At 67.5% G+C, this 25,219-nt stretch carries 19 protein-coding genes and 1 pseudogene; 15 read left to right on the forward strand and 5 right to left on the reverse strand.

Going from position 1 to position 25,219, the window contains the following annotated elements:
- The first annotated feature begins 26 nt into the window (after positions 1-26).
- Positions 27-1,292 (forward strand): SLC13 family permease, encoded by a 1,266-nt coding sequence (locus tag AVHM3334_RS02355; RefSeq protein WP_284409301.1) that lies wholly within the window; start codon positions 27-29, stop codon positions 1,290-1,292.
- A 14-nt stretch (positions 1,293-1,306) separates the two neighbouring features.
- Here AVHM3334_RS02355 and AVHM3334_RS02360 read toward each other — a convergent pair whose 3' ends face one another.
- On the reverse strand, positions 1,307-1,978 hold the full coding sequence (locus tag AVHM3334_RS02360; RefSeq protein WP_284409303.1) for a hypothetical protein: 672 nt from the start codon (positions 1,976-1,978) through the stop codon (positions 1,307-1,309).
- 309 nt (positions 1,979-2,287) lie between these two features.
- Here AVHM3334_RS02360 and AVHM3334_RS02365 point away from each other — a divergent pair, with 309 nt between their 5' ends.
- Both AVHM3334_RS02365 and AVHM3334_RS02370 read left to right on the forward strand, forming a co-directional pair.
- Positions 2,288-2,839, forward strand: coding sequence for a hypothetical protein (locus AVHM3334_RS02365; protein WP_284409305.1), 552 nt, complete (start codon positions 2,288-2,290; stop codon positions 2,837-2,839).
- On the forward strand, positions 2,839-3,009 hold the full coding sequence (locus AVHM3334_RS02370) for a hypothetical protein (RefSeq protein ID WP_284409307.1): 171 nt from the start codon (positions 2,839-2,841) through the stop codon (positions 3,007-3,009). The genes AVHM3334_RS02365 and AVHM3334_RS02370 overlap by 1 nt, the downstream gene beginning before the upstream one ends.
- A gap of 57 nt (positions 3,010-3,066) precedes the next feature.
- Here AVHM3334_RS02370 and AVHM3334_RS02375 read toward each other — a convergent pair.
- Positions 3,067-3,848 (reverse strand): annotated as a pseudogene (locus tag AVHM3334_RS02375) (IS630 family transposase).
- Positions 3,849-4,511: 663 nt separating this feature from the next.
- Here AVHM3334_RS02375 and AVHM3334_RS02380 point away from each other — a divergent pair.
- The 3 genes from AVHM3334_RS02380 (at position 4,512) to AVHM3334_RS02390 (ending at position 6,914) form a co-directional block, all read left to right on the forward strand.
- Complete coding sequence (locus AVHM3334_RS02380; RefSeq protein WP_284409309.1) at positions 4,512-4,811, forward strand: iron uptake protein; 300 nt, start codon at positions 4,512-4,514, stop codon at positions 4,809-4,811.
- 74 nt (positions 4,812-4,885) lie between these two features.
- On the forward strand, positions 4,886-6,568 hold the full coding sequence (locus tag AVHM3334_RS02385) for a PepSY-associated TM helix domain-containing protein (protein ID WP_284409311.1): 1,683 nt from the start codon (positions 4,886-4,888) through the stop codon (positions 6,566-6,568).
- Positions 6,561-6,914, forward strand: coding sequence for a DUF3325 domain-containing protein (locus AVHM3334_RS02390; protein ID WP_284409313.1), 354 nt, complete (start codon positions 6,561-6,563; stop codon positions 6,912-6,914). Before AVHM3334_RS02385 ends, AVHM3334_RS02390 begins: the two co-directional genes overlap by 8 nt.
- Before the next feature lie 277 nt (positions 6,915-7,191).
- On the opposite strand, the gene AVHM3334_RS02395 is transcribed toward AVHM3334_RS02390, so the two are convergent.
- The gene (locus AVHM3334_RS02395) at positions 7,192-7,662 is read right to left on the reverse strand and encodes a CopD family protein (protein WP_284409315.1); all 471 of its coding nucleotides are present in this window, start codon (positions 7,660-7,662) and stop codon (positions 7,192-7,194) included.
- A 235-nt stretch (positions 7,663-7,897) separates the two neighbouring features.
- Here AVHM3334_RS02395 and AVHM3334_RS02400 point away from each other — a divergent pair, with 235 nt between their 5' ends.
- The 8 genes from AVHM3334_RS02400 to AVHM3334_RS02435 all read left to right on the forward strand — a co-directional run bounded on the left by AVHM3334_RS02400 (position 7,898) and on the right by AVHM3334_RS02435 (position 22,869).
- A complete protein-coding gene (locus AVHM3334_RS02400) occupies positions 7,898-11,053 on the forward strand; it encodes a bifunctional diguanylate cyclase/phosphodiesterase (protein ID WP_284409317.1) in 3,156 nt (1,051 codons plus the stop codon).
- Positions 11,054-11,123: 70 nt separating this feature from the next.
- A complete protein-coding gene (locus tag AVHM3334_RS02405; RefSeq protein WP_284409319.1) occupies positions 11,124-11,456 on the forward strand; it encodes a YnfA family protein in 333 nt (110 codons plus the stop codon).
- Positions 11,457-11,675: 219 nt separating this feature from the next.
- A complete protein-coding gene (gene smc / locus AVHM3334_RS02410; protein ID WP_284409321.1) occupies positions 11,676-15,200 on the forward strand; it encodes a chromosome segregation protein SMC in 3,525 nt (1,174 codons plus the stop codon).
- A 27-nt stretch (positions 15,201-15,227) separates the two neighbouring features.
- Entirely contained in the window at positions 15,228-16,352 is a 1,125-nt protein-coding gene (locus AVHM3334_RS02415) for a cell division protein FtsZ (protein ID WP_284409323.1), read from the forward strand.
- A gap of 33 nt (positions 16,353-16,385) precedes the next feature.
- Positions 16,386-16,922 (forward strand): hypothetical protein, encoded by a 537-nt coding sequence (locus tag AVHM3334_RS02420; protein WP_284409325.1) that lies wholly within the window; start codon positions 16,386-16,388, stop codon positions 16,920-16,922.
- Between the two features lie 31 nt (positions 16,923-16,953).
- Positions 16,954-19,170, forward strand: a complete 2,217-nt coding sequence (gene ligA, locus AVHM3334_RS02425) for an NAD-dependent DNA ligase LigA (protein ID WP_284409405.1) — start codon at positions 16,954-16,956, stop codon at positions 19,168-19,170.
- Positions 19,171-19,269: 99 nt separating this feature from the next.
- Positions 19,270-21,861, forward strand: a complete 2,592-nt coding sequence (locus tag AVHM3334_RS02430) for a penicillin-binding protein 1A (protein ID WP_502869834.1) — start codon at positions 19,270-19,272, stop codon at positions 21,859-21,861.
- A gap of 225 nt (positions 21,862-22,086) precedes the next feature.
- Positions 22,087-22,869: a transporter substrate-binding domain-containing protein gene (locus AVHM3334_RS02435; RefSeq protein ID WP_502869835.1), complete on the forward strand. Its 783-nt coding sequence runs from the start codon at positions 22,087-22,089 to the stop codon at positions 22,867-22,869.
- A gap of 149 nt (positions 22,870-23,018) precedes the next feature.
- Here AVHM3334_RS02435 and AVHM3334_RS02440 read toward each other — a convergent pair whose 3' ends face one another.
- Together AVHM3334_RS02440 and AVHM3334_RS02445 are read right to left on the reverse strand one after the other, a co-directional pair.
- On the reverse strand, positions 23,019-23,567 hold the full coding sequence (locus tag AVHM3334_RS02440; RefSeq protein WP_284409327.1) for an NUDIX hydrolase: 549 nt from the start codon (positions 23,565-23,567) through the stop codon (positions 23,019-23,021).
- 137 nt (positions 23,568-23,704) lie between these two features.
- Positions 23,705-24,400: a fumarylacetoacetate hydrolase family protein gene (locus AVHM3334_RS02445; RefSeq protein ID WP_284409329.1), complete on the reverse strand. Its 696-nt coding sequence runs from the start codon at positions 24,398-24,400 to the stop codon at positions 23,705-23,707.
- Positions 24,401-24,544: 144 nt separating this feature from the next.
- Between AVHM3334_RS02445 and maiA the strand changes: the two genes are divergently transcribed.
- On the forward strand, positions 24,545-25,213 hold the full coding sequence (gene maiA, locus AVHM3334_RS02450) for a maleylacetoacetate isomerase (RefSeq protein WP_284409331.1): 669 nt from the start codon (positions 24,545-24,547) through the stop codon (positions 25,211-25,213).
- Positions 25,214-25,219: the final 6 nt, after the last annotated feature.

Consider the following 25,219-nt stretch of genomic DNA (forward strand, 5'->3'; position numbering starts at 1 on the left):
ATCGTTTTTTTGGAACAAAGGCTTTCATGCTTGCACCGCAGCAGTGGATTTGGGGCGTGGTCGGGGTGGCAACGGGTGCAGTCATCCTGCGGCCGTGGCGCTTGCCCGAGGCTGTGTGGGCGGTGGCGGGCGCGCTGGCGCTGGTCGGCTTCGGGCTCCTGCCGGCAAGCCAGGCCTGGCGGGGCGTGCTGCGCGGCGAGGACGTCTATCTGTTTCTCGCCGGGATGATGCTGCTGTCCGAAATGGCGCGGCGCGAGGGCGTGTTCGACTGGCTGGCGGCACTCGCCGCCCGGCGCGCAGGCGGCTCGGGCAGCCGGCTTTTCACCTGGGTGTACTTGGTGGGCACGCTGGTGACCGTGTTCCTGTCCAACGATGCCACGGCGGTGGTGCTCACGCCTGCGGTGTTCGCCGTGGCCCGCGCGGTCGGCGCGTCGCCGCTGCCCTACCTGTTCATCTGTGCGTTCGTCGCCAATGCGGCGAGCTTCGTGCTGCCGATCTCCAACCCCGCCAATCTGGTGCTGTGGGGCGGCCACATGCCATCGCTGCCCCAGTGGCTGGCGCTGTTCGCGCTGCCATCGCTGGCCTCCATCGCCGCGACGTTCCTGGCCCTGCGGTTCGCCCTGCGGCACGATATCGACGCCACCATCCGCACCGAGGTGCCCTCGAGTCCGCTGAGCCGCGGTGGCCAGCTCGCGGCGGGTGGCCTGGCCGTGTCGGTGGTGGTGCTGGTGGCGTGCGCCTGGATGCGCGTGCCGCTGGGCTGGCCCACGCTGGGCGCGGCGCTGGTCACGCTGGTGCTGCTGCGCCTGGGGTGCGGCAGTGCGGCCTGGCCGGCGGTGCGCGCGGTGTCGTGGAGCGTGCTGCCGCTGGTGGCCGGCCTGTTCGTGTTCGTTCAGGCGCTGGAGTACACGGGCGTGGTGGGCCTGCTGGCCGGCGCCCTTCGGCATGCCGCTACCGCCTGGCCGGGCGGCGCCGACGTGGGCGTAGGGGCCTTGCTCGGCGTGGCCGCCAATCTGGTGAACAACCTGCCGGCGGGCCTGTTGGCGGGCGCGGCGCTGGACGCCGCCAATGCATCGCCCTCCATGCGTGCAGCCGCGCTGATGGGCATCGACATCGGGCCGAACCTGTCGATCACCGGCTCGCTGGCCACGCTGCTGTGGCTGGCCGCCCTGCGGCGCGAGGGCGAATCAGTGAGCGGCTGGCAGTTTCTGCGGCTGGGCGCCTGGGTGATGCCCATGGGCCTGGGTGCAGCGCTGCTGACCCTCTGGCTGACCCACGCCGTGACGCGCTGACCGGCCGGCAAGTCCTATCGGTACACCACCGTGATGCGTGGCACGGTTTTCACGCCAGGCTGGCGGGCTAGGAAATCCGACAGGAATGCGATCAGGCTCTTTTCGCACAGCGCCATCACGGCCGGGTCAGACGCCATGGCCGCGCCCTGTTTCGCCGCCCGCTGCGATGCCTCCTGGGTCAGTTTGATCACCGCGCCCTTGTTGTCCGTCAGCAGGCCGCCCGACAGCACGCGATGGCGCAGCTGGGTGATGGCGGGGGTCGCTACCAGCGTGGGTTTGGCCAGGTGGATCTCGATGCCGGCGGGCGTGCTGCGCAGCTCGTAGCTCTGCGGACGCAGGTCGTAGCCGAACGAATATTCGGCGGTGTACCAGATCGCCACTACGCCGGTGGATGCCAGTCCCAGCACCGACTTTTCGACGATCTGCGTGGTGCCTTCCTCGCGCACCACGGTCGCGGCCATCAGCTTCATCTGCTCCGACAACGACTGCTTGCTCACCGTCAGGTAGTCGGTGTAGCGGGTGTAGCCCAGCAATTGCTCGGTTTTCTGGCTCACTTCCTGCTGGAGTTGCGCCACCTGGGCCCGGGCTGCACGCATGCGGCCCTGGGCCACCCACCAGGCCGTGGCGGCAATGGCGGCCAGCATGGCAAGCAGCAAGGTCAAAAGGGTGAGGCGGGCACGTGACATAAGCGAAGGCAGGCGAAAAAGCGAAGGGCAGAGCATAGCCGGGCGGCGGCCGATGCCTGCAGCGGCTGAAGGGAGTTGAGATAAACCCAGTCCCTGCACTGCGATAAATCGGGATTTAGGGGGACCAGATGGGATTTACCGAATCGGCCCACTGAAATCAGATTGCAATCACTGCAACGCCCTGTTTCCGGTTGGCGGGGCAGTTTGTAAGTCTAGCGAAAGCAGAACCATCGGTAATCCGGGGCCGGCAGGGAGGCCGGTACGTCTTCCGCGCATCGTGGAGCGGCGTGACAAAAAAAGTCGGGACCAATGGCCGATAACTCACTCACCTGCCGCCGCGAGGGCTGCAACACACCCGTCCAGATATCCGATGCGGGCACCATCAACCGACTCATGCTCAAGCTGCGGCAGCTGTACGTGCAATCCACGCAGGCGGCCGATGAAGCCACGCAGTACTGGGCAGACGTCGCCACGCAATCGCAGAGCCCTTTGGCGCCGCTGGCCCACGTGCCAGGCGTGTTCGCGGCGCTTTGGACTCCTGATGTTGCACCCACCACAGCAACGGTGCTGGGTACGGCCGGGTACGGCTTTGCAGCGCTGCCCAAAAGCCTCATCCACTTCACGACCAAGGCAGGGGCTGCAGGCATCGCGCGAACCGGCGTCATCAACTCCAGCAAGTTCGGGCTGCACGGATTCTTCGGTCCCGGTGTGTACATGGCGAGATTCGGCCGGCCTGTGAACATGATGATAAAAGAGGCGGCCAGCATTCCGATCCATCTTCCAACGCCTGGGGGCACTGTCCGAATCCTCCCTTACCTCGTGTACGTGCGCTGGGGCTTCAACGGTGTGAAGATGCTCTGATGAAACGCCCTCGCTTTTCGACCCTTTTCGGCTGGTTCGCCGTGCTCTTCGGCTGGAGCTGCTGGGTGCTGGCCTACGTGCAGGCCAACTGGTGGTGGGTGGTGGTCTCCGTGATCCCGTATGTGATCTACCAGGCATTCTTCAACAAGGATGGGCAGGACACCGACTGAGCTACTCGAACAGGTCCGACTGCGGGCCGCTGGCCAGCTTGGCTTTGATGCGTTTACTCACAAGTCAGAAATATAGGCGACAGATGGGTGTCTGAAGAATGACCTGATGAGTGCAGGATCTTCAGCCACCGACTGCAACTGCGCATCCACACGCTCCTTGAGCTTCTCCCCCTTTCGCAATGGACTGCGTGCCACCCCTGTGCGCTTGGCGTGGCTCCATACCAGCTCATCTGGATTGAGGTCTGGCGCATAGCCGGGCAGGAAGTGCAACGTCAATGCGCCCGCCGTGCTTGCCACGTATTGCTTGACGAGGGCCTTCTTGTGAGCCGGCAAGCCATCGACGACCAAGTGCACGGGTTTCTCACGCTCGGCCATCATGTTCTTGAGCAGTTGCACTAACAACTCGCCTGTAAGCGCTCCCTGGTAGGTCTCAAACCAGAACGCCCCTTTGGAGTTGACGGCTGAGGCCGCCGAGATCGACTGGCGCTGGCCCGGGCGCTCCACGACCGGGGTCTGGCCCTTGGCTCCCCAGGTCTTGCCATGCACGGCATCAGCGCGAAAGCCCGACGTGGGTTTTTGCCGTTGACCCAGCGAAAAACCTGGCGCTCCTGCACGGGTGTGAGGCTGCGCGGGCGGCCTGTGCCTTTGGTCGAGCGCAGCGCGCGCAGCCCATTTCCGCGCCCGCTGGCAGCGGCTTTGCACTTGTAGGCCCAGCCCCTGTGCATGCCAAAGGAAGCCGCCACCGATGCTGGCGACTCTCCTTCGCGCATGCGCTGTACGGCCAGCATGCGCATTTCTTCCAACACATTGTGGGCCAGGGTGCGTCCGTCTCTTTTCATGCCGTCAATGAAAGCACCGATCGCCGCTCTGCGCAAGAGAGTGTTCTCTAAGTTACTGACTTATGAGTAAGTGCAACGAGATCGCGGTGATAGCGAGAACCGCATTGAAATCAAAAGTCCAGCACAACTTCGGTAACTTCTGGAACTTCAAATGCACTAAATGCGGGGAACAAGTGCGCACCAGGCAAAGCCGAGACGGGTCACCTACTGAGGCCATGTGCTACGGGAAGGAGCGAGTTGGCTGCGGTGCTACTTACAAAGTCACCCCTGACGGATCGGGTCAGTGTGACGTGGTGCCGCATAAAAGCTCGGTCACATGCCCCAGTGATGCTTGCAAGCAAGTGTTCTCCGTTTGGACCAGCGAGGTGAGGCATGGAATGTCCTGGCCTTGCCCCGCCTGCTGCAAGAAGGCATGGGTGGCCTATAGCGTCAAGGAAGCGCCACAAGCACTCTAAAGACCGGACTGAACGCCGACTGCAATTACCTTGCACTCAATAAAACTCGGGCATGTGTCATTTATCGCAGGGCACGCTCGTGAGTTATCGCGGCGCGCTTCAAGCGGCCCCTTTGCGAAAAGCCCCTGCCGGTGCTGCAGACGGCTTTTCGGCCCCCGCCGGCACAGGCATAATTGAGAACTAGTCGCATTTTGAAATGGGTAAAACGATGGCTGGCAGCACTGCCGCGTCCCGCCTGCATGTCGTTTCCCGCATCGCGGCCGGCATGCTGGGCGGCTACGCGTTCACATGGGGATTCGTCGGGCTGTGCATCGGTCTGCTGTTCGCGGCGGGCATGCCTTTTCACGATGCCGAAGCCATGGGCTACATCGTGGGTTTCATCGTGTTCCTGGGCGCCTTTCTGTGGGCGTTTTCGGATTCCAGGCTCTGGCGCGTCTGGCTCGTGCTCGCCGGGGGCGGTGCCTTGATGTCCGGTGCGGCATCGCTGGTGCAAATGGCGCTGGTCTGACGCCACCGGGCTGCCGGCGCCCTGCGCGCCGTGGGCCCGTGCCTGTTGTCTTGTTGGCGGAAAGGCGGTTGACCGTGCTCCAGAATTTCCGGCTCACCATGGCCTGGCTCCACACCTGGTTCGGCCTGGTGCTGGGCTTCGTGCTCATGGTCGTCTTCTTCTTCGGTTCGCTCTCGGTGTTCGACCGTGAGATCGACCGCTGGGCCATTCCGCAAACGCGGTTCGCGCCCCAGCCCATGCCGTCGTTCGACCGAGTGCTGCAGCCGGCTTTCCTCAGCATGGTGCGGCCCGATGCGGCCAACATCGAAGCGGCGCGCAGCCGGGTGAACGGCCCGCTGGCCGAGAGTTTTCCGATCGTGAACAGCTGGGGTGCCTACACCACGCACCGCGACCCGGTGCTCGGCCTGTTCGCCAGCTTTGCGTTGCCCGGTGCCAAGCTGCCGGACGATCAGGTATGGGGCACACGCACCATCGATCCTCGCAATGGCCGTGCCTTGCCGGACGATCACCTCAAGATCGGAAGCCGGTTCTTCTACCCGCTGCATTACAGCCTTCACCTGGAATGGAAGAACCTGGGTTATTGGATCGTGGGTTTCGCCGCACTGATGATGCTGGTCGCCCTGGTGAGCGGCGTGGTCATGCACCGCAAGATCTTCCGCGAGATGTTCACCTTCCGCCCGCGCAAGCACATGCAGCGCAGCGCCCTCGACCTGCACAACCTGACCGGCGTCGTGGCGCTGCCGTTCCATTTCATCTTTGCGCTGTCGGGCTTGGTGATCTTCGGCGGCATCTACTTTCCCGTGACCGAAACGCAATTGCATCCGCTGCATGAGCTGCACGAACAGCACGAGGCCATGGAAACCGGCTTGCCCGCCAAGCGGGCCGGCACACCGGGCACGCTCGCATCGGTGGACGCCATGGTGGCCGAGGCCCAGCGCCGCTGGGCCGCCAAAGGCATGGCCGGCGAGGTGGGCTACCTCAACGTGCAGCACGTGGGCGATGCGAATGCCTATGTGAGCGTGTTCCGCGCCGGCACCGACCGGGTCACCCTCACGGGCGAGGGCATTCATTTCAAAGGAGCGACCGGCGAAGTGCTGCGCGAAGACCCGCCGCCGACCGCCGTGGCCGGCATCAACAACTTTCTCACGGGCCTGCACCTGCAGCATTTTCGTCACTGGCTGCTGCGCTGGCTGTATGTGCTGGGCGGCCTGGCGGGCTGCGCGTGCATCGCCACGGGCTTCATCTTCTTCGTGGAAAAGCGCAAGCGCCAGCACGCCAGACAGGGCGTGTCCGGCGCGCGGTGGGTGGACGCCTTCGCTGTGGCCACCGTGACCGGCATGCTGATCGCCACCTTCTGCATGCTGATCGGCAACCGGCTGCTGCCGACCGATCTGCCCGCGCGGGGGCGCTGGGAGCAATCCATTTTCTGGGGTGCGTGGGCGCTGGCCTTCCTGCATGGCATCTGGCGCACGGCCCCGGTAGCGCAGGGCCGCATGGCTCCCGCCTGGGCCGAACAATGCTGGACCGCCGCCGCGCTGGCAGTGGCCGCCGTGCTGCTGAACTGGGCCACGACCGGTGACCACTTGCTGCGCACCCTCGCCAACGGCTACTGGCCCGTGGCGGGCATGGACCTGGCCCTGCTGGCCAGCGCCTTGCTGGCCGTGGTGGCGGCACGCCGGCTCCACCATCGCGCGCAAGGCGCCGCCGCACCGGCCGCCCGCGTTTCCCAGGACCTGACGGAGGCTTCCCGTGCTTGATGCGTTGCTCTTGCTGGCGGCGGTGGCGGCCAATGTCACCGGCATGGGATGGCTGGCGCTGTCCATGGACGTGCACTGGGCCCAGGTGCTCGGCGATGCCCGATCCCCGCCGCCCCGCCGCACCGTGGCGCTGCTGCGCGTGGCAGGCGCGGCCGCATTGGCCGCGTCACTGGCGTTGTCCCTCGGCGTGGACCATGGCTCGATGGCTTCCCTCGTCTGGGTGATGGCGATGGCGGGGGCTGCGCTTTGCATCGCTTTGACACTGGCCTGGCGCCCGAGAACGCTGGGGGTGCTCGTTCCGTGGGTCTCTGCCACCACGGATTCCGGCTGCGGAATGAGTGACTAATGAATGAACGAAGCAGCCCACTGCGTCCGAAAAAAAGAAAACCCGCCGAAGCGGGTAAAAGCAGCCCAGGAGGGAGGAGGAGATCGATTGATGCGGGCTGCTGGGTTGCATGGTTGCCGTGCCAGCTTAGGTGAGCCTTAAGTCCGCCCACTCGTTGCCCCAATCGCTGCGGGCTACGTTTTTGCCCAGCTGAGCGGGAACCTCATCGGCAGGGCAACGGCGCTGACGCCCCAGGCACTGTCGGCGGCGTGCCAATAGTTTGCCGCGCTGCCGGTGTTTACCGCACCAGGAACACGACCGCCACGATCACCGCGCCCAGCGCGATGTTGACGCCCACCCAGGTGCGGATCGAGGCCAGCGCCTTGCCGCCCGCCGCCCAGTCGGAGGCCGCCACGGCGCGCTGCAGGCGCTTGAAGAGGGCGAACCGCACATGGCCGAAGAGGGCGATCATCACGATGCCCAGCGTGGCCATCACCGTCCACGACAGCGGCATGGCGAAGCGGCCACCCGACTGCGCAGCGGCGCGGGCCACGTTGCCGATCATCCAGAGCCCGCTGGTCAGAACGAGCACGACCGCCACCAGGACCGCGTTCAGGAAACGCTGCAGCACGCCATGCATGAGTGCAACGCGCTGGGCGGGCTCCAGCGACTGGGCTGCGGGGCGCAGAAAGAAATGCGCGAACACCATGCCCCCCAGCCAGACGATGAGCGACGAAACGTGAAGGAGCTTGAGCACGGCATACAACATGGTGGGATTTCTTTCTAGGAGGAACGGCGACGATGATGGTCCACGATCAACCAACACAGCGGCTTTGTACCGTGATGGGTTTCTGAATGGCGATGGCTACGACACATCCATGATTTGTTACTAAAACAAACAGGCAGCAGTGTGATTGTTAAAACTGCTTCCGATTGTGGCTATCCTCGCGGGTTATCGTGCGCGGATCTCCGCGCCGCGCCTGGGGTTACCTTTCCATTCGACCATGACGCTTCCGAAAGCACTGCGACTGCAACGCTGGCCCTGGCTGCCAGGGCTGCTGTGCGTGCTGGTGGGCACGGCGGCCAGTTGGGCGCTGTGGCAGCAGCAGAACGCGTCGGTCGCGCGCATCACCCGGGAGCGTTTCACGCAGGAGGCCCGCTCTTTCACCGGCGCGCTGGAAACCCGCATCGCCGCGCACACCGAACTGGTGGTCGGCCTGCGCAGCCTGTTCCTGGTCAACCCCCGGCTGGGGCGCGCTGATTTCGAGCGCGCAGCGCGCGAACTGCGGCTGGCGCAGCACTATCCCGGTGTGAAGAACGTGGCGTTCACCCGTTATGTGCCGCGTGCGGACAAAGAAGCCTTCGAGGCGCGGATGCGGACTGATGATGCGGTCCGCATGCCTGGGCCGGGCGCCTTCGCGATCCGCCCGCCCGGCGACCGGCCTGAATACCACGTGGCCGACTACGTCTGGCCGCTGCTGGGCAATGAATACGTGGTGGGGCTGGACGTCGGCTCGCTCCCGGCCACGCTCGCCTCGATCCGCTACAGCCGCGACACCGCAGAGGTGGTGGCGTCGGAGCCTTTCGATCTGCTGCAAGAGCGCGAGAATCGCGCCGGCTTCGTCATCCGCCTTCCGGTGTTCGACGACAGTGCGGCCGGCGGGCGCCGCTACGTCGGCTCGGTGGCCGCCACCATACGCTTTTACGACATGGTCAAAGCCATCCAGTCCGAAGGCCTGCTGCGCGGCGTGGCGATGTCGGTGCGCGACATCGGTTCGGTGCGCGATGTGCCTCCGGTGGCCGAACGCCCGTTGCTCGCCCTCGAAACCGGCGTGCGCCCCGCCGTGGAGCGCTACGAACGCGAACTGCTCGTGCACGACCGGCGCTGGCGGCTGACCTTTCAGCCCATGCAGCCTTTCCTGTCGCGGTCCGAAGCGCAGCTGCCCGCGCTCATGGGGGGCGGCGGCCTGGTCGTGACGGCGTTGCTGGCCGCGTTGATCACCCTGCTGGTGCGCAGGCGCACGCAGGCCATGAGCTATGCCAACGCCGCAGGGTCGGCGCTGCGCGAGAGCGAAGAGCGTTTTCGCGCGCTGTTCAATCAGGCGGCGGTGGGCGTGGCGCAGGTGGACGCCCAGACCCGCCACTTCGTGCGGGCCAACAGCAAGTTCTGCGACATCCTGGGCTATACCGAGGCCGAGCTGGCCACCAAGACGGTCGGGTCGATCACACACCCGGACGACCTCGCGGCGGGCGAGGCCCTCATGCAGCAGATCGCCTCGGAGCAGCTCGAAGAATTCCGCTACGAAAAGCGCTACTTCCACAAGGACGGCCGCGTCATCTGGACCGACATCACCGTGTCGCCCATGCGCATGGCGGGTAGACCCTCCAACCATTCCATTGCCGTGGTGCAGGACATCACCGAGCGCAAACAGATGGAAGAGGCCCAGCGCGACAGCGAACTGCGCCTGCGCGGCATCCTGTACCGCCTGCCGGTGGGCGTGTGCCTGGTGCGCAAGGACGGGCTGGTGAGCTTTCGCAACGAGCGTTTCGTGCAGATCTGCGGCTACACCGCCGAAGATGCCCCGAACGTGGACGACTGGTGGCGGCTGGCTTTTCCCGATGGTGCCGAGCGCGACCAGGCCGTGGCCGACTGGATGGCGGTGTGCGCCGAAGCGCCCGGCGATGGCGACGCCGTCGCCCCGCGCGAGCACACCATCACCTGCAAGGGCGGGCAGGTCCGCACGGTGGACCTGGCGGGCGTGCTGCTGGGTGACGACCGGCTCATCACCCTGGTGGACATGAGCCAGCACAAGGCGGCCGAAGAAGAGATCCGCTACCTCGCCTATTACGACCCGCTCACCCAGTTGCCCAACCGCCGTTTGCTGCTGGACCAGCTGCAGCAGGCGCTGGCCGCCAGCACGCGCAGCCAGCGCTGCGGCGCCGTGCTGATGCTGGACCTGGACAACTTCAAGACGCTGAACGAAACGCAGGGCCACGAGCGCGGCGACATGCTGCTGCGCCAGGTGGCGCTGCGGCTGCGCGACTGCGTGCGAAGCGAAGACACCTTGGCCCGCCACGGGGGCGACGAGTTCGTCGTGGTGCTCGAAGACCTGGGCGACAGCCGCGAAGACGCCGCCGCCCGCGCGGAGGAAACGGGCCAGAAGATTCTGGCGGCGCTGCGCCGCCCGTTCCTGCTGGAGGGCGAGTCGCACCACAGCACCCTCAGCATGGGCGTGACGATCTTCCAGGGCCTGCGCGAGACGGGGGACGAGCTGCTGCAGCGCGCCGATCTGGCCATGTACCAGGCCAAGGCCGGCGGGCGCAACACGCTGCAGTTCTACGACCCGAAGATGCAGGCTTCGGTCGCGGCCCGCGCCGCGCTCGAATCCGACCTGCGCGAGGGCCTGGCGCAGGGGCAGTTCGAACTGTTCTACCAGCCGCAGATGGACAACGGCCACATCACCGGCGCCGAGGCGCTGCTGCGCTGGCGCCACCCCGTGCGGGGTTTCGTCTCGCCGGCCGATTTCATTCCGCTGACCGAAGAGACCGGGCTCATCCTGCCCCTGGGCGAATGGGTGCTGCAGGCGGCGTGCGCGCGGCTCGCCCTGTGGGCGCAGCGGCCGGCGCTAGCGCATCTGGGCCTGTCGGTCAACGTGAGCGCGCGCCAGTTTCACCAGAGCGGCTTCGTCGGCCAGGTGCTGGCCGCGCTGGCCAGCACGGGCGCCGATGGCCGCCGCCTCAAGCTGGAGATGACCGAAAGCCTGCTGCTGCAGGACGTGGAGGACACCATCGACAAGATGGCCCAGCTGCGGGCCTACGGCGTGGGGTTCTCGCTGGACGATTTCGGCACCGGCTATTCCTCGCTCGCTTATCTGAAGCGCCTGCCGCTGGACGAACTCAAGATCGACCAGAGCTTCGTGCGCGACGTGCTCACCGACCCCAACGATGCCGCCATCGCCCGGACCATCGTCGCGCTGGGCACCAGCCTGGGCCTGCGCGTCATTGCCGAAGGGGTCGAGACCGAGGCGCAGCGGGCCTTTCTGGCGCGCAACCAGTGCTATGTGTGGCAGGGCTACCTGCTCAGCCCGCCGCTGCCGGTGGACGGGTTCGAGCGGCTGGTGGTCGATCACGCCGCAGGCCAGAGCCCGCTGATCGTCTGACGCCGCCAGCCGGCCAGCCACCGGAGCAGGGCGGCATCGCCCCGGCGCCGGTTTTTTAAGGAGCCGCCCCGTGTTCGAGTTGAAAACCCTGGCGCTGTACGCCGTCACCGCGCTGGCCGAAATCGTCGGCTGCTACCTGCCTTGGCTCTGGCTCCGGCAGGGTGCGAGCGCGTGGCTGCTGCTGCCCGCCGCCGCATGCCTGGCGCTGTTCGCCGGGCTGCTCACACTGCACCCGGCCGCGGCCGGGCGGGTGTACGCGGCCTATGGCGGTGTCTATGTGGCGGCGGCCATCGGATGGCTGTGGGCGGTGGACGGCGTGCGCCCCACGGCGTGGGATGTGGCGGGCGTTGCCGTCACCCTGGCCGGCATGGCGATCATCGCCTTCGCGCCGCGCGCGGGGTAGTGCTACTGATTCAATAGCTAATCCCCCTAGTGGTGATTGCGCTGGAGGCCGATTTCTCTCATAGTGCCGGCGCGCCTTCCGTGGGCTTCGCCACGGGGCAGGGCGGCCACCCCGGCACGGTATCATCCGGGGCTCGGGCCGCGCCGCCTCCCGAGGGGCAGCGCGGCCGCGCCATTTCACGCACCCCCATGCCCTCAGCCTGCTGACAGACCCAGACCCGTGCGTCTCAACTCCATCAAACTCGCCGGCTTCAAGTCGTTCGCCGAGCCCACCAATTTCATGCTCCCAGGCCAGCTGGTGGGCGTGGTGGGTCCGAACGGCTGCGGCAAGTCCAACATCATGGATGCGGTGCGCTGGGTGCTGGGCGAGTCGAAAGCCAGCGAACTGCGCGGCGAGTCGATGCAGGACGTGATCTTCAGCGGCACCACCAGCCGCAAGCAGGCCAGCCGCGCCAGCGTGGAACTGGTCTTCGACAACGCCGACCACCGGGCCGGCGGCCAGTGGAACCAATACGGCGAGATCGCCGTCAAGCGCGTGCTCACGCGGGACGGCAACAGCAGCTACTTCATCAACAACCAGCCCGTGCGCCGGCGCGACGTGCAGGACGTGTTCCTGGGCACGGGCCTGGGGCCCCGCGCCTACGCCATCATCGGCCAGGGCACCATCAGCCGCATCATCGAATCGCGTCCCGAGGAACTGCGCCTGTTCCTCGAAGAGGCCGCCGGCGTTTCCAAATACAAGGAACGCCGCCGCGAGACGGAAAACCGCCTGTCGGACACCCGCGAGAACCTCACGCGGGTCGAAGACATCCTGCGCGAGCTGAACGCCAACCTGGAGCGCCTGGAAAAGCAGGCCGAGGTGGCCGCCCGCTACAACGCGCTGCAGGCCGATGTCACCCTCAAGCAGCACCAGCTGTGGTTCCTGAAGCGTGCCGACGCCGAGGCCGACCAGGCCAAGGTGCGGGCCGATGGCCTGCAGGCCGTGAACGACCTCGAATCGCGCATGGCCGACCTGCGCTCGGTCGAATCCGACCTCGAAACCATCCGCCAGGCGCATTACGCCGCGGGCGACCATGTCAACCAGGCGCAGGGCAAGCTCTACGAGGCCACGGCCGAAGTGGGCCGGCTGGAGGCCGAGATCCGCTACGTGGTCGAGGGCCGCCAGCGCGTCGAATTGCGCCTTGGCCAGCTGGCCGAGCAGATCGCCCAGTGGTCCGCCCGCAAGGAAGAGGCCGAGGCCGAGATGGAGAACCTCGCCGGTGCCGGCGTGGACGCCGACGAGCGCGCCGAACTGCTGGCCGCCCAGGTCGAGGAACAGGCCATGCAGCTGCCCGACCTGGAAGAGGCGCTGCGGCAAAGCCAGCAGCGTGCCAACGAGCAGCGTGGCGCCGTGGTGCAGGTGCAGCAGCAGATCGGCGTGCTGGCCGCCGAGCAGCGCAGCATCGACGAGCAAAGCCGCCAGCTCGACGCCCGCCATGAACGCCTTCGCACCGACCGCAACGCCCTGGCCGCGCCCGACGAGGCCCGCCTGGTCAACCTGCGCGAGCAGCTCGAAGCGGCGCGCGAGGGCGCCGAAATGTCCGAGGCGCGGCTGGGCGAACTCCAGGAATCCGTGCCGCAACTGGACGAAGACCGCCGCACGCGCCAGCAGGCCGTGAACGTGGAGAGCGCCCGCCAGGCCGATCTCTCCGCGCGCATGGAGGCCTTGAAGGCCTTGCAGGAGAAGGTCAAGACGTCGGCCAAGCTGCAGCCCTGGCTCGCCCGGCACGGCCTGGATGGATTGCAGGGCCTGTGGAGCCGCATCCACATCGAGCCCGGCTGGGAGAACGCCCTGGAAGCGGCCCTGCGCGAGCGCCTGGGCGCGCTCGAAGTCAGCCGGCTCGATAGCGTGCGCGGCTTTCTCGGCGCGGGCGGCAACGACGCGCCCCCGGCCCGGCTGGCCTTCTACAGCGCGCCGCCTGCCGGCATCCCCGAGCCCACCGGCGCGGCCACGCGCCTGTCCGATCTGCTTCGGTTGAACGATGCCGGCCTGCGCGCCGTGCTGACCGATTGGCTCCAGGGTTGCTACACCGCGCAAACGCTCGACGAGGCCCTGAACCGCCGCCCGGCGCTGCAGCCCGGGGAAGTGGTCTATGTGCCCACGGGCCATGCGGTGAGCGCGCACAGCGTGAGCTTTTATGCCCAGGACTCCGAACAGTCCGGCCTGCTGGCCCGCGCGCAGGAGATCGAACACCTCGAAAAGGAACTGCGCGCCCAGGCCCTCATCAGCGACGAGTCGCGCACGGCGCTGGTGCGCGCCGAGTCGGCCTATGCCGACGCCTCGCAGCGCCTCGTGGCTGCGCGCCGCGAAGCCAGCGAGGCGCAAAGCCGCGCCCATGAACTGCAGGTGGAAACGCTGCGCCTGACCCAGTTGGCCGACCAGGCCCGCGCGCGCAGCGAGCAGATCGGCGCCGACCTGGCCGAGGTCGAGGCGCAGCTTGCCGACCTGCAGGAGCGCCGCGTGACGGCCGAGGCGCGCTTCGAAGAACTCGACATGCAATTGGCCGACAGCCAAGAGCGCCATGCCCAGCTGGACGAGCGCGTGATCGCGGCCGAGCGCAAGCTGGCCGAGAGCCGTGAGCAGCAGCGCAGCCTGGAGCGTCAGGCGCAAGAAGCCACGTTTTCGCGCCGCAGCCTGGAGGCCCGCCGCGCCGAACTGGCCCGCACGCTCGACACGGCCGGCAGCCAGACGCGCGCCCTCGCCGATGAGCAGCAACGCGCCCGCGACGAGATGGCGCGCCTGTCCGACGCCGCGGCGCAGGGCGGCCTGCAGCAGGCGCTGGACCTCAAGATGGAGCGCGAAAAGGCCCTGGGCGCCCAGCGCAGCGAATACGACGACCTCACCGCCAAGCTGCGCGCGAGCGACGAGCGCCGCATGCAGCTGGAACGCGCGCTCGACCCGCTGCGCGCCCGCATCACCGAGTTCCAGCTGAAGGAGCAGGCCGCGCGGCTGGGCCTGGAGCAATACACCACGCTGCTGGCGGATGCGCAGGCCGATCTGGAGGCCGTGGCGCAGTCCATCGAAGCCGGCGGCGTGCGCGCGGCCGGCCTGCAAAGCGAGATCGACCGCCTGCACCGCGAGATCACGGCGCTGGGCGCGGTGAACCTCGCCGCGCTCGAAGAACTGAACCTCGCGCGCGAGCGCAAGACGTTTCTCGATTCGCAGACCGCCGACCTGACCGAGGCCATGACCACGCTGGAGGACGCGATCCGCAAGATCGACGCCGAAACGCGCGACCTGCTTTCGGGCACCTTCGATGCCGTCAACGGCCATTTCGGCCGCATGTTCCCCGAACTGTTCGGTGGCGGCAATGCCCGCCTCATCATCACCGGCGACGAGATTCTCGACTCCGGCGTGCAGGTGATGGCGCAGCCGCCGGGCAAGAAGAACCAGACCATCCACCTGCTGTCCGGCGGGGAGAAGGCCCTGACCGCCATCGCGCTCGTCTTCGCCATCTTCCAGCTCAACCCCGCGCCGTTCTGCCTGCTGGACGAAGTGGATGCGCCGCTGGACGATGCCAACACCGAACGCTATGCCAAGCTCGTGTCGAGCATGAGCAGCGGCACGCAGTTCCTTTTCATCAGCCACAACAAGATCGCCATGGAAATGGCCGAACAACTGATCGGCGTGACCATGCAGGAGCAGGGCGTGTCGCGTATCGTGGCCGTGGACATGGAATCCGCGCTGTCCATGGCCGATGCCTGAACCCCAGAAGCCGCACGTTTTTTCACCATGAGCAACTTCCAACTCGGCCTCATCATCGCGGGCGGCGTCGTCCTGGCGGCCATCGTCGCCTTCAACGCCTGGTCCGCCCACCGCAATGCCCCCAAGCGCGCGAAACCGCCCGAGCCCGACGGCGCGGCCGAGCCCGCGCTGCGCCAGGAACCGGCGTTCGACGCCAGCGGCGCATCGGTCGAAAGCCCTGAAGGCATGGGGGGTGGTGGCGGAAGCGGCAGCGGTACAGATCCGTCCTTCGAGGGCCACACGGTGGACCTGCGCGATGCGATGCAGCTGCCCGTACCCCCGGCCGAGCGCCGCGGCGGGCTGGACCCGCTGATCGACGCCATCGCGCCGCTGGTGGCCGAGCAGCTCGTCTCGGGCGATGCGGCCCTGGCGGCCCTGCCGCCCACGCGCCGCGCGGGCAGCAAGGCGTTCGCGATCGAAGGCTTCAACGAAACGACCCAGCAGTGGGAAACCCCGGTGGCAGGGCAGCGCTACAGCCATTTCCAGGCCGGCGTGCAACTGGCCAACCGGGTGGGCGCGCTCAACGAGATCGAGTTTTCGGAGTTCGTCGTCAAGGCCCAGGGCTTTGCCGATGCCGTCAATGCCGCGGCCGACTTTCCCGACATGTTGCACGAGGTGGCACGCGCCCGCGAACTGGACCAGTTCGCCAGCGACCACGACGCGCAACTGGCCTTCGTGCTGCGCGCTCGCCATGCGGCCTGGAGCCCCGGCTACGTGCAGCAGAACGCCGTGCGACTGGGCTTCACCGCAGGCGCCATACCCGGCCGCCTCGTGCTGCCTGCCAGCGGCCCGGGCGTGCCGCCGGTGCTCACCCTCGCGTACGACACGCAGTTCGCGCTGTCCGACGACCCCGAGCAATCGGCCATCCGCGACATCACCCTGAGCCTGGACGTGGCCCAGGTGCACCGCTCCGAGCAGCCCTTCGCCCGCCTGCGCGAAGTGGCGGCCACCCTGGGCGAGGCGATGGACGGCGTGCTGTGCGACCAGAACGGCACCCCGCTGCCGGCCATGACCATGGACCCCATCGCCGCCGACCTGGAACTGCTGTACGACAAGCTGGACAGCCGCGAACTGTCGGCCGGCTCGCTGCTGGCGCGCCGCCTGTTCAGCTGAGTGGCCGGTCATTTCGGACCGAAAGGACCTCCCATGCGCTGGTGGCACGTGCTGTTTCCCCCGGTGGTGGAAACACCCCAGGGGCTTTTCCGCCCATCGAACGCCGTCCTGGACCGGTGGCTGCCGGCGATCGGCTGCCTGACGGTCGCGGGCGTTACGCTGTGGCAGTATCGGACCGTCGGCCGGTTCAACTACTTTGGCCTGTTCTATCTAGGACTGTTCATCGCCCCCGCCATCGCCGGTTGGCGTGCCCGGCGCCAATTCGGCCGCATGGGCAAGCCCCTGGTGCGCATCGACGGTTCGGAAGTCTTCCTGAGCCTGCCCCAGAACGTGCGCCCCGGCCACGTGCGGGTGCCGCTGGCAGACGTCCGGGCCATCGTGGTCAAGGGCACGCCAGGCCAGCGCAGCTACGTGTTCGAGCGCCATACGGGCGAGCCCATCGAGGTGCGCCCCGGGTTCGGTCGGCTCGATGCGCGGGTCGTCGATTTCCTGCAGCGCGCCATGCCCGCCACCATTCCTGTGAACGTGCAGGAGCCTCCTACTTTTCTGGGTTCCATCCGTGGTGACTGATTCCAAACCTTCCGCAGCCGGCGCGCTGCCCCTGCAACCTGCCGAGGCCATCGACGCGCTGCGCGCCCAGCTCAACCGCTGGGCGCACCAGTACTACGTGCTGGACGAGCCCACCGTGCCGGATGCCGAATACGACCGCGCGTTCCAGGCCCTGCAGGCGCTGGAGGCCGCGCACCCCGAACTGCTCACGCCCGATTCGCCCACCCAGCGTGTGATCGGCGCCGTGATGGAGGGCCTGGCGCCCGTGCGCCACCGCGTGCCGATGCTCAGCATCCGCACCGAGACCGATACCGAAGCCAGCGGCGCTCGCACCTTCGATGCCCGCGTGCGGCGGGAGCTGAAGCTCACCGATGCCGACGCTCCCGTCGAATACGTGGCCGAGCCCAAGTTCGATGGCCTGGCCATGAGCCTGCGCTACGAAAACGGCCGGCTGGTGCAGGCCGCCACGCGCGGCGACGGCGAAGTGGGCGAAGACGTGACGCACAACGTGCGCGCCATCCGCCAGATCCCGCTCACGCTGTCCACGGACAAGAAGAATGGCGCCCCCGCGGTGCTGGAGGTGCGGGGCGAGGTGTACATGCGCCGCGACGACTTCGACCAGCTCAACGAACGCCAGCGCGAAGCCGGCGGCAAGACCTTCGTGAACCCGCGCAACGCGGCCGCGGGCGCGGTGCGGCAGCTCGACTCGGGCATCTCGGCCAAGCGCCCCTTGAGCTTCTTTGCTTATGGCCTGGGCGACATCACGCCGGCCGGCGAGGGCGGCCCCGACTTCCGCACGCACTACGACATGCTGCAGACGCTGAAGGCTTGGGGGCTCCCCGTGGCGGCGCAGGTGCGCGTGGCGCACGGGGCGGATGAACTCATCGCCTTCCACCAGGCCGTCGGCGCCTCGCGCGACCAGTTGCCCTACGACATCGACGGCGTGGTCTACAAGGTCAACCGCCTGGACCTGCAGCGCCAGTTGGGCTTCGTCACGCGCGAGCCGCGCTGGGCCGTGGCGCACAAGTACCCGGCGCAGGAGATGGTCACGCGCATGGACGGCATCGACGTGCAGGTGGGCCGCACCGGCAAGCTCACGCCCGTGGCGCGGCTGGCGCCGGTGTTCGTGGGCGGTGTCACCGTCACCAATGCCACGCTGCACAACCTGTTCGAGCTGCGCCGCAAGAAGGCGCGCGTCGGCGACCAGGTGATCGTGCGGCGCGCGGGCGATGTGATTCCCGAGGTCGTGGCCGTCGTGCCGCCCGCGCTGGGCGCGGCCATGCCGGCCCCCAAGCCGGCCGGCCAAGGCCGGGCTGCGGCGGAGACCGCAGCGGCTGCTGCGACCGATGCGCTGGTGGATCTGGTCGATCTGGCCGACAGCACGGGTGCTGGCGCGGGCGGCGAGGCGCCCGTGGTGGTGCCGATAACGCCACGCGATCCGTACGTGCCCAATTTCCGCATGCCCCGGCAGTGCCCCATCTGCGGCAGCACCGTGGTGCGCGAAAAGGGCGAGGTCAACCACCGCTGCTCGGGCGGCCTGTTCTGCGCCGCCCAGCGCAAGGAAGCCATCCTGCACTTCGCCGCGCGCCGCGCGATGGACATCGAGGGCCTGGGCGACAAGCTGGTGGACCAGCTGGTCGAAGGCCAGGTCATCCGCACCTTGCCCGATCTGTACCGATTGGGCCTGACCGCGCTCAGCGGCCTGGAGCGCATGGCGGAAAAATCCGCGCAGAACGTGCTGGCGGCGTTGGAGAAATCCAAGCAGACCACCTTGCCGCGCTTTCTGTTCGGCCTGGGCATTCGGCACATCGGCGAGGCCACCGCCAAGGACCTGGCGCGCCATTTCGGCGGCCTGGACGCGATCATGGACGCCAGCGTGGAGCAATTGCTGGAGGTGAACGACGTGGGCCCCATCGTGGCCGAGGCCATCCGCACCTTCTTCGACCAGCCGCACAACCGCGAGGTCGTCGAGCAATTGCGCGCCTGCGGCGTCGCCTGGCCCGAGGGCGCGCCGGCCGAGCGGGCCGTGCTGCCCCTGGCCGGCCAGACCATCGTGCTCACCGGCACCTTGCCCACCCTGAGCCGCGACGAGGCCAAGGACCTGCTGGAGGCGGCCGGCGCCAAGGTGGCGGGCTCGGTCAGCAAGAAGACCAGCTACGTCGTCGCCGGCGAGGAGGCCGGCAGCAAGCTGGTGAAGGCCCAGGAGCTGGGCGTGCCCGTGCTCGACGAGGCCGGCATGCTGGCCCTGCTGGGGCGGCAGGGCGCGTGAACGCCTGCGCGATCACCATGGCGCCGATTGCTATGCTTTTGATAGCTTGCAAGGCAGATAAACCTAGGGCATGAGCCCTTTTTGACCATTAAGCCCCCGATGCCCCCTGTGCTTGCTTTCCTGCGCGCGCGCCTGACGGCCGCGTGGCGGGGCCACGTCGCGCCGCCGCTGGCCCGCACCTGGGCCTTCGCCGCCCGCCACCTGCGGTCCCGCCGCGCGGTGGTCTGGGCGCTGCTGGCCATGCCCCTGGCCCTGCTGCTGTACGTGCTGGCCCTGGTTCCGTTCACCCCGGCCATCAGCGACATTCGCAAGGCCAAGACCGACCAGCCGGCGCAGCTCGTCTCGGCGGACGGGCGGCTTTTGGCCGAATACAAATGGGTCAACCGCGAATGGGTGCCCCTGGAGAGCATCGCCCCGTCGGTGAAAGACGCGCTCATCGCCACCGAGGACCATCGTTTCTACGACCATTTCGGCCTGGACTGGCGCCGCACCGGCTCCGCGGTGATCCGCACGCTGGGGGGCGACAAGCAAGGCGGCTCCACCATCACGCAGCAACTGGCGCGCAATCTCTATCCCGAGGACATCGGCCGTGCGCCCACGCTCAACCGCAAGCTGAAAGAGGCGATCACGGCGCTCAAGATCGAGGCGCTTTACTCCAAGGACGAAATCCTGGAGACCTACCTGAACACCGTGCCGTTTCTGTACAACGCCTACGGCATCGAGATGGCCGCGCGCACCTACTTCGACAAGTCGGCCGACAAGCTCACGGTGCTGGAAAGCGCCACGCTCATCGGCATGCTCAAGGGCACGAGCTACTACAACCCGGTGCTGAACCCCGAACGTGCGCAGGCGCGGCGCAATACCGTGCTGTCGCAGATGAAAAAGCGCGGCAAGCTCTCCGCTGAACAGTACGACGCGCTGTCGCAGCGGCCCCTGCGCATCCGCTTCGAGCGCCAGCTGGAGACGGCTGGCCCCGCACCGCACCTTGCGCAGCAGCTGCGCAAGCAGCTCATCGACTGGGCCGACCGCAACGGCTACAGCCTGTATGCCGATGGCCTGGTGATTCGCACCACCATCGATGCGCGCCTGCAGACGCTCGCCAATCAGGCGGTCGCCCGCCAGGGCAGGCAGTTGCAGGGCGTGGCCGACAGCGCCTGGGCGTCACGCAACGCCTGGAATCCCAAAGGCCCGCTCGTGCAGGCCCTGGTGCGTGAATCGCCCCAGTACGAATCGGCCGTGGCCAAAGGCGCCACGCCGGACGATGCCCTGAAAGAGTTGCTGGACGACGCGTCGTTCATGCGCCTGCTGCGCCAGCAAAAGACGCGGGTGCAGGCGGGCTTTCTCGCCGTGGACCCACGCACCGGCGAGGTGCGCGCCTGGGTCGGCAGCCGGGATTTCGCCATTGACCCGTTCGACCATGTGCAGGCCGCGCGCCGCCAGCCCGGCTCCACGTTCAAGCCGTTCGTCTATGGCGCCGCGTTCGCCAACGGCCTGCTGCCCACCGACACGCTGATGGACGAGGCCGTCGAGATTCCCCTGGGCGGCCGGCAGGTCTGGCGCCCGACGGACGAAGGCCCGCCCAGCAACGAAGCCATGACCCTGGCCGATGGCCTGGCGTTTTCCAAGAACACCATCACCGCGCAGGTCATGCAGAAGGTCGGCCCCGAACGCGTGGCGCAACTGGCCCGTGCCATGGGCGTGCGCGAGTCCAAGCTGGACGTGGTGCCTTCGCTCGCCCTGGGCACCAGCCCCGTCACGCTGAAGGAAATGGTGGCGGCCTACGGCACCATCGCCAATGGCGGGCAGTACCGCGCGCCCATCGTCATCACCCGCATCGAAGACAAGAACGGCAAGGTGCTGCAAGACTTCGCGCCCGCCGATCCCGAGCGCGCCGCAGGCCTTGCCGCCGTGCAGATGCTGCGCGACGCGATGCGCGGCGTGATCGACAAGGGCACGGGCGCCGCGATCCGCACGCGCTACGGCATCACGGCCGACGTGGCCGGCAAGACCGGCACCACGCAGGACAACACCGATGGCTGGTTCATCCTGATGCACCCGCAGCTCGTGGCCGGGGCCTGGGTCGGCTTCAACGACGGGCGCATCACCCTGCGCAGCGACTACTGGGGGCAGGGCGCCCACAGCGCGCTGCCCATGGTGGGCGAGGTGTTCCAGCAAGCCCTGCGAACCAAGGTGATCGACACGCGCGAGCGGTTCATCGACGAAGAGGAAAAGGGCGGCTGGGTGGACAACGCCGTGGGCGGCATGCGCAACTGGGTTTATGACCTGTTCGGCCGCCGCACCGGCCCGGCCGCCGATGCCCCGCCCGTGCCGCCCGGCAGCGATGTGCCGGTGCCGGTGCGCCCCGCATCGGACGCTTCTGCGCCCCTGGGCCTTCCCCAAGCGCCCGAGATCAGCGAAGCGCCGCTCGTGCCATTGCAGAACGCGACGCCCGAGGCACCGCCTGCCACGGCGCCGATGGACGAGAGCGCGCCGTCAGGGTCGCCTTCCGGCGCGGCCTTCGGCGGCCAGCAGTCGGCGCCCGGTGCGGCATCGCCTGCTCAGGCTGTACCGCAAGGCGCCCAGTTCGGCGGGTCGCCGGGCGCGAATGCCCCCGGGGGCGGTGCGCCCACACCGGCGGCGCCTGCTTCTGCCGGGGGCGGCTTGCCGTTCTTCATCGAATCCAAGCCCTGAGGTTCCGGCGCTTTCGGCCATTCGTATTCGTGCATGGGTTCTGCAACTGCGAAAGCCAGGCGTGCGGGTCGGCACGAAGCCTGCAACGGACATGCAGCGCTTTCCACGCCCCGGTGCTTCGCGCCCGCAAACACTCCGCTATGCTTGCCAGCGGTGCGTTTGGGGCCGGAGCAAAGGCCGGCGCGCCGTTGCGATCCTCTCCCTTCAACCTCTGGATACCTTGCCATGATTGCTCGAAAAATGCGTTCCCTGGTCACCGCTGGCGCCGTGATCTGCCTGTCGCTTCTGACCGCCGCCCATGCAGGGCCCCGGCTGGACAAGATCATGGAGGGCAAGGTGCTGCGCGTGGGCACGCCGGGCGACTACCGGCCCTTCGCCATCAAGACCGATGGCGGCTACAGCGGGCATGACATCGACGTGATCGAACTCATGGCCAAGGAGATGGGTGTCAAGGTCGAATATGTGGCGACGAGCTGGCCCAACCTCATGAAGGATCTGCAGGCCGACAAGTTCGACGTGGCCGTGGGCGGCATCACCCGCAACGTGACGCGCATTCGCCAGATCGAAATGCTCCCCGGCTATGCGCCTTTCGGCAAGGTGGCGCTGGTGCGCACGGCGGACAAGGCCCAGTACAAGACGCTGCAAGACCTGAACAAGTCGTCCGTGCGCGTCATCAAGAACCCCGGCGGCACCAACGAAACCTTCGTGCTGCAGAACCTGACCGCCGCACAGGTCAGCACCCATGAAAAGAATGCCGAGATTCCGGCGCTCATCGCCGAGGGCAAGGGCGACGTGATGATCACCGAAACCTACGAAGCGCTGTACTACGCCAAGGCCGATCCGCGCCTGACGGCCGCCTTCGTCGATGCGCCGCTCACCCCCACCAACACGCTGGGCTTCATGCTGCCCAAGGACGACGCCGATTATTCGCGCGTGATGGGGTTCGTCTGGGGCCTGCTGGAGGCCCGCGGAACGCTCAAGCAGTCGGCCGACAAGTGGCTGAAGTGATGCGGATCGGCGGGATGTGAACGAACGCCCGGTTGCGCCGCACGGCCAAGGGCCGTGGGGTGGCCGGGCGAAAAAGCACAGGGAAGAGGGCATGTGGCACCTGGGGGTGCTTCATGCCCTTTTTCGTGGGCCGGCGCGGATCGGGCCGGTCAGTCGATGTCCACGCAGTGCAGCCCGAACTGCCCCGTCCTGCGATCGGCGAAAAAGCGCTCCAGCGTGGTCTTCACGGTGCGAAAGGCGATCTCGTCCCAGGGAATGTCGTCTTCGCCGAACAGGCGCGCTTCGAGGGTTTCGTAGCCGGGATTGAACTCGTCGCTCAGCAGCTTGGCCAGGTAGAAGAAATGGACCTGTCCCACGTGCCGCACGTTCAGCAGGCTGAACAGCGGGCCCATCTGGATCTGCGCGCCCGCCTCTTCATCGGTTTCGCGCTCGGCGCCCTGCGCGGTGGTTTCGTTCAGCTCCATGAAGCCGGCGGGCAGGGTCCACTTGCCCCGGCGCGGCTCGATGGCGCGGCGGCACAGCAGCACCTGGTCGCGCCACACGGGCACGGTGCCGACGACGTTCAGCGGGTTCTCGTAATGGATGGTGTGGCAGGCCGGGCAGACGGCGCGCGGCTTGGTGTCGCCGTCGTCGGGAATGCGGTACACCACGGCCGTCCCGCATTCGCGGCAGTGCTTGATGGGGCTGCGGAGGGTCATTCGGTTTTCAAGAAGAAATGAAGCACAAAGCGTTGGAGGCCTGGCCTGCCTGCCCGTTGCGGTGGGCACCACCGACACCACCGACACCACCTGCACCGAAGCGACGGCGGGCAGCAGGCGGCGCAGGCAGGATCAGCTCAGGCCACGCTCACGCGCAGCGTGCCCAGGCCGTCCACGCCGCCTTCGAGCGAGTCGCCGCGCACCACGGCCGCGACGCCTTCGGGCGTACCCGTATAGATCAGGTCACCGGGTTGCAGCTCCCACGCGGCCGACAGATGTTCGATGGTTTCGGCGATGTTCCAGATCAGTTGCGAGACGTTGCTGCGCTGGCGGTCGGTACCGTTCACCTGCAGCCAGATCGCGGCCTTTTGCACATCGCCCGCCTGCGCTGCCGGCGTGATGGGGCCGATGGGGGCGCTGTGTTCGAACGCCTTGCCGATCTCCCAGGGGCGGCCCTGTTTCTTCATGTCGTTTTGCAGGTCGCGGCGCGTCATGTCCAGGCCCACGGCATAGCCGTACACGTGCTGGAGCGCGTCGGCCGCCGCGATGCTTTTGCCGCCCTTGCCGATGGCCACCACCAGTTCGATCTCGTGGTGCAGGTTGGCGGTGAGCGTGGGGTAGGGCAGCGAGCCGGTCTTGCCGGCATCGACGACGACCAGGGCATCGGCGGGCTTCATGAAGAAGAAGGGTGGCTCGCGGCCGGTGAAGCCCATTTCCCTGGCGTGTTCTTCGTAATTGCGGCCCACGCAGTAGATGCGGTGGACGGGGAAGCGGTCGGTGGTGCCCACCACGGGCACGCTGGCCACGGCGGCGGGAGGAATCACATAGCTCATGTCTGCCTTTCTTCGGAAGGGGACTGCGCGCAATGCGGGGCCGTGCGGGGCCGTGCGGGGCCGCGCCCGCGCGCAAACCGGCAGTGTGCCATGGTGCCGGGGCGGTCGCTGTCCCCGGTGGAGCGGCGTTATGCTCGCTGAACCATGAAGCTGTTCAACTACTTCCGTTCGTCGTCCTCGTACCGCGTGCGCATCGCGCTGGGGCTCAAGGGCTTGCCTTACGACTACGTGCCCGTGCACCTGGTGCGCGCCGAGCACCGCCAGCCCGCCTACGCGGACAAGCTGGGCGATCCCCTCTTGCCGGCCCTGGTCACCGACGACGGCCACACGCTGGCGCAATCGCTGGCCATCATCGAATACCTGGACGAAACCCATCCCGAGCCGCCCCTCCTGCCCGCCGACCCGCTCGGCCGTGCCCAGGTGCGGGCGCTGGCGCAGATGATCGCGTGCGAGATCCACCCCATCAACAACCTGCGCGTGCTCAAGTACCTGACACAGGAACTGCAGCAGAGCGAAGACGCCAAGACCGCCTGGTACCACCACTGGACGCGCAACGGCCTGGCCGCCTTCGAGCGCCAGCTCCACCTGCTGGCACAGGAGCGGGCGATTGCCGGGCTCGCGCCGTCGCAGTTCTGCTGGGGCGATACGCCCACGCTGGCCGACTGCTGCCTGGTGCCGCAGATCTTCAACGCCCAGCGCTTCCGGGTGGATCTGGAAGGGCTGCCGCTCACCATGGCCGCCTGGGAGGCCGCGATGTCGCTGCCGGCGTTCCAGGGCGCGCATCCGTCCACCTGCCCGGACCACGAAGCCTGACCGCTC

Source organism: Acidovorax sp. SUPP3334 (assembly GCF_030159055.1).
GTDB lineage: Bacteria > Pseudomonadota > Gammaproteobacteria > Burkholderiales > Burkholderiaceae_C > Paracidovorax.

Excerpts from the sequence above, each read along its gene's own strand:
- AVHM3334_RS02395 (WP_284409315.1), bottom strand. The coding sequence starts at position 7,662 with ATGTTGTATGCCGTGCTCAAGCTCCTTCACGTTTCGTCGCTCATCGTC.
- AVHM3334_RS02420 (WP_284409325.1), top strand. The coding sequence starts at position 16,386 with ATGCGCTGGTGGCACGTGCTGTTTCCCCCGGTGGTGGAAACACCCCAG.
- maiA (WP_284409331.1), top strand. The coding sequence starts at position 24,545 with ATGAAGCTGTTCAACTACTTCCGTTCGTCGTCCTCGTACCGCGTGCGC.
- AVHM3334_RS02445 (WP_284409329.1), bottom strand. The coding sequence starts at position 24,400 with ATGAGCTATGTGATTCCTCCCGCCGCCGTGGCCAGCGTGCCCGTGGTG.
- AVHM3334_RS02365 (WP_284409305.1), top strand. The coding sequence starts at position 2,288 with ATGGCCGATAACTCACTCACCTGCCGCCGCGAGGGCTGCAACACACCC.
- AVHM3334_RS02370 (WP_284409307.1), top strand. The coding sequence starts at position 2,839 with ATGAAACGCCCTCGCTTTTCGACCCTTTTCGGCTGGTTCGCCGTGCTC.
- AVHM3334_RS02430 (WP_502869834.1), top strand. The coding sequence starts at position 19,270 with ATGCCCCCTGTGCTTGCTTTCCTGCGCGCGCGCCTGACGGCCGCGTGG.
- AVHM3334_RS02360 (WP_284409303.1), bottom strand. The coding sequence starts at position 1,978 with ATGTCACGTGCCCGCCTCACCCTTTTGACCTTGCTGCTTGCCATGCTG.
- AVHM3334_RS02440 (WP_284409327.1), bottom strand. The coding sequence starts at position 23,567 with ATGACCCTCCGCAGCCCCATCAAGCACTGCCGCGAATGCGGGACGGCC.
- AVHM3334_RS02415 (WP_284409323.1), top strand. The coding sequence starts at position 15,228 with ATGAGCAACTTCCAACTCGGCCTCATCATCGCGGGCGGCGTCGTCCTG.
- AVHM3334_RS02380 (WP_284409309.1), top strand. The coding sequence starts at position 4,512 with ATGGCTGGCAGCACTGCCGCGTCCCGCCTGCATGTCGTTTCCCGCATC.
- AVHM3334_RS02355 (WP_284409301.1), top strand. The coding sequence starts at position 27 with ATGCTTGCACCGCAGCAGTGGATTTGGGGCGTGGTCGGGGTGGCAACG.
- AVHM3334_RS02400 (WP_284409317.1), top strand. The coding sequence starts at position 7,898 with ATGACGCTTCCGAAAGCACTGCGACTGCAACGCTGGCCCTGGCTGCCA.
- AVHM3334_RS02435 (WP_502869835.1), top strand. The coding sequence starts at position 22,087 with ATGATTGCTCGAAAAATGCGTTCCCTGGTCACCGCTGGCGCCGTGATC.